Source organism: Actinoplanes sp. NPDC051633 (assembly GCF_040681735.1).
Classification (GTDB): domain Bacteria; phylum Actinomycetota; class Actinomycetes; order Mycobacteriales; family Micromonosporaceae; genus Actinoplanes.
This window is the reverse complement of record NZ_JBFAZH010001079.1, coordinates 1-2623: the sequence shown is the minus strand read 5'-3', so window position 1 is coordinate 2623 and position 2623 is coordinate 1. Positions and strand designations below refer to the sequence as shown.

Annotated in this window: 3 protein-coding genes; all 3 read right to left on the bottom strand. The window is 71.1% G+C overall.

Annotated elements, in window-relative coordinates; translation table 11 throughout:
* Window positions 1-24: 24 nt before the first annotated feature.
* Complete coding sequence (locus AB0M20_RS37165; protein WP_364305447.1) at window positions 25-402, bottom strand: type II toxin-antitoxin system death-on-curing family toxin; 378 nt, start codon at window positions 400-402, stop codon at window positions 25-27.
* Entirely contained in the window at window positions 399-611 is a 213-nt protein-coding gene (locus AB0M20_RS37160; RefSeq protein WP_364305444.1) for a hypothetical protein, read from the bottom strand. Before AB0M20_RS37160 ends, AB0M20_RS37165 begins: the two co-directional genes overlap by 4 nt.
* A gap of 77 nt (window positions 612-688) precedes the next feature.
* Window positions 689-2623, bottom strand: a 1935-nt coding sequence (locus AB0M20_RS37155; RefSeq protein WP_364305442.1) for an acyltransferase family protein, incomplete at its 5' end; no start/stop codon positions are given.

The following is a 2623-nucleotide window of genomic DNA, read 5'->3' as shown; positions in this document are numbered from 1 at the left end:
CCCCGCGGTGGGGGCGCGTTGTCGTTACGGGATGCCCGCTTCCCAGAACTTCGCGGCCACATCGTCGACGTCCAGCTCACCGCGCGCGACGCCCATGACGAGGTGGTACTTCTCGTCGTTGGTCATCTCCAGCAGGGCCCCGTCGGTGTTGATGAATATGAAGACCTCGGCCGCGGCCAGGGCCAGCCGCTTGTTGCCGTCCTGCAGCGCGTGGTTCATGGTCAGCGACACCAGCAGCGCGGCGGCCTTCGCCCCGAGCGTCTTGTACGGCTCGTAGCCGAAGACGTTGGTCTGTGGACGCGCCGCGGAGGCGCCCAGCAGGCCCATGTCGCGGACCAGTGGGGAAGCTCCGAGCGTTCTGCCGGCAATCTGGAGAAGGTCCTCGACGTCGAGGTAGATCACGCCGGGCCTTCGCCGAGACGCTTGAGCGCGTCGGCGCTGTTGACCAGGATTACGTCGAGCGCCTGGTTGATCCGCTCGGTCTTGTCGTGCCGGAGCAGGTACTCCTCGGCCGCCTTGACGAGAACGACCTGCACGCTGGTCTGCTCGCTGTCGGCCTGCTTGCGCAGCCGAGCGGCCAAGTCATCGGTGGGCCGGAAGTTCATCGCCATGATGTGGATGGTACCAACATGGTACCGCGAAGACCACCGCCTTCGTGAAGCCGAGCCGATGATCGGAGGGCCCAGGTTCACGAGAGGCCGGTTGCGGCGGCCAGCCGCGATGCCAGGAACTCCGTATACGCGGTGCTGATGTGGTTGTCGTCGCGATAGACCAGCAGGTTTCCCAAGACCACCGGGCAGCGGGTCGCGCACAGCCACGGCACCGGGTCGACGAAGCGGGCCCCGTTCGCGGACGCCGCCTGCCGCACGGCCGCCCGCCACCCGGGGCCGTCGAGCGCATCGGCGACCGGCACCGCGCAGTCGGAGACGTCATCCGGGTGCGCGGCGAGACACTCGGTCGGCGACGAAGGCAGGTTGGTGGTGTCGCCCAGGACCACCACCTGCTTCGCCGCGCCGCGCAGCGACGACAGCGTCTCGCCCCAGCCGTCCCGCCACGCCGCGTCCGGGTCGGCCGGCGATCCGTCGAGCAGGCTGCGGTAGTTCGTCTTGCCGGTGACCACCACCACGTCAGGCGCGAGGGCGCGGATCCGTTTGATCGTCTCGCCGCGCCAGGTGGTGCACTGCGGGTAGGGCCGCTTCAGGTTGCCGGCGACCAGGTCGATCCCGGCCGGGCTGCAACCGCTGCGGGTCCAGCTCATCAGCCGCCACCCGTTTCGGGCCGCCGACGCCTCGAAGGCCGGGAACCACTGCGCCGCATGCGAATCGCCGAAGAGCACCACGCTCTTCGTGGCGGAGACGTCGCCGAAGACGCAGGGCTTCGTCTCGGTCTGGTCGGCGGCGAGATGGCATCCGTTCTTGTAGGTCTTGTTCAGGTCGTCCTTCGCCGCGGCGAGCGCCGGCGTCAGGTTGGAGGGCAGTGGCTCGGGCTTCCCCGCCGCGGCGAGCAGGTCGTGCAGCCGGGCGGACACGGGCGCGGCCGCGGGGCCGCCGGCGGACACCGACGGCGGGTGCCGCACCGCGACCAGCGAGATGGTCGCGGCGGTCGTCGCGAGGACGAGACCCAGGGCCAGACCCCGAGCCGGGTGTACGCGCAGCGCACGCAGGTGCCGCACGGGATTCTCGACGAACCGGTAGGTCAGCCAGGCCAGCCCGAGCGCACCCACGCAGAGGGCCAGCTTCACGGCGAGCCCGTGCCCCGCGCCCGCGATGACCAGCACCGGCCAGTGCCACAGGTAGAGGCTGTACGACAGGCGGCCGATCTCCTGCGCCGGGCGTACCGACAGGATCGAGGTCGTGTCCCGCGCCGCGATCACCGCGGCGGTGCCCAGCACCGGCAGCAAGGCCGCGTACCCCGGGAAGGGTGTGCCGTCGTCGAAGACGACCGCCGCGACGGCGATGGCCGCCAGGCCGGCGAAGCTCAGCCAGCGCGGCGCCCTGCGCAGCGGGACGACCGCCAGCAGCGCGCCGATGCCCAGCTCCCAGGCGCGGGTGTGCGGGCCGAAGTAGGCCCACGAGCCGGCCCGCTGCAACTCGAGCACGCCGGCCGCGAACGACACCGCGATCAGCCCGCCCAGCACCGCGACCAGCCGGCGCCGGAAGAGCACGATCAGCAGCGGCCAGACCAGGTAGAACTGCTCCTCCACGGCCAGCGACCAGAAGTGCTGGAACGGCGAGGGCGGCCCGGTCGCGAAGTAGTCGGTGCCGGTGATCGCCAGGCGCAGGTTGACCCACCAGGTCGAGCTGGCGACGGCGTCCCAGGCGTACTCGGTGAAGCGCACCGGCGTCAGCCACAGCCAGGCGGCGGCGAGCGTGGTCAGGAGCACGACGGTGGCGGCGGGCAGCAGCCGCAGCATCCGGCGCGCGTAGAACCGGGCGAAGCTGATCGGCCGCTGCCGCAGCAACAGCGACGTGATCAGGAAGCCGGAGATGACGAAGAACACGTCGACGCCGACGAAGCCGCCGCTGACGAACGGCACACCGGCGTGGCCGAGCACGACGAGCAGCACGGCGACCGCGCGCAGGCCCTCGATGTCGGGACGGAAGCCCTCCGCCTCGGGAGCGGC

Coding starts and splice junctions, on each gene's coding strand:
- AB0M20_RS37160 (WP_364305444.1), bottom strand. CDS start 611: ATGGCGATGAACTTCCGGCCCACCGATGACTTGGCCGCTCGGCTGCGC.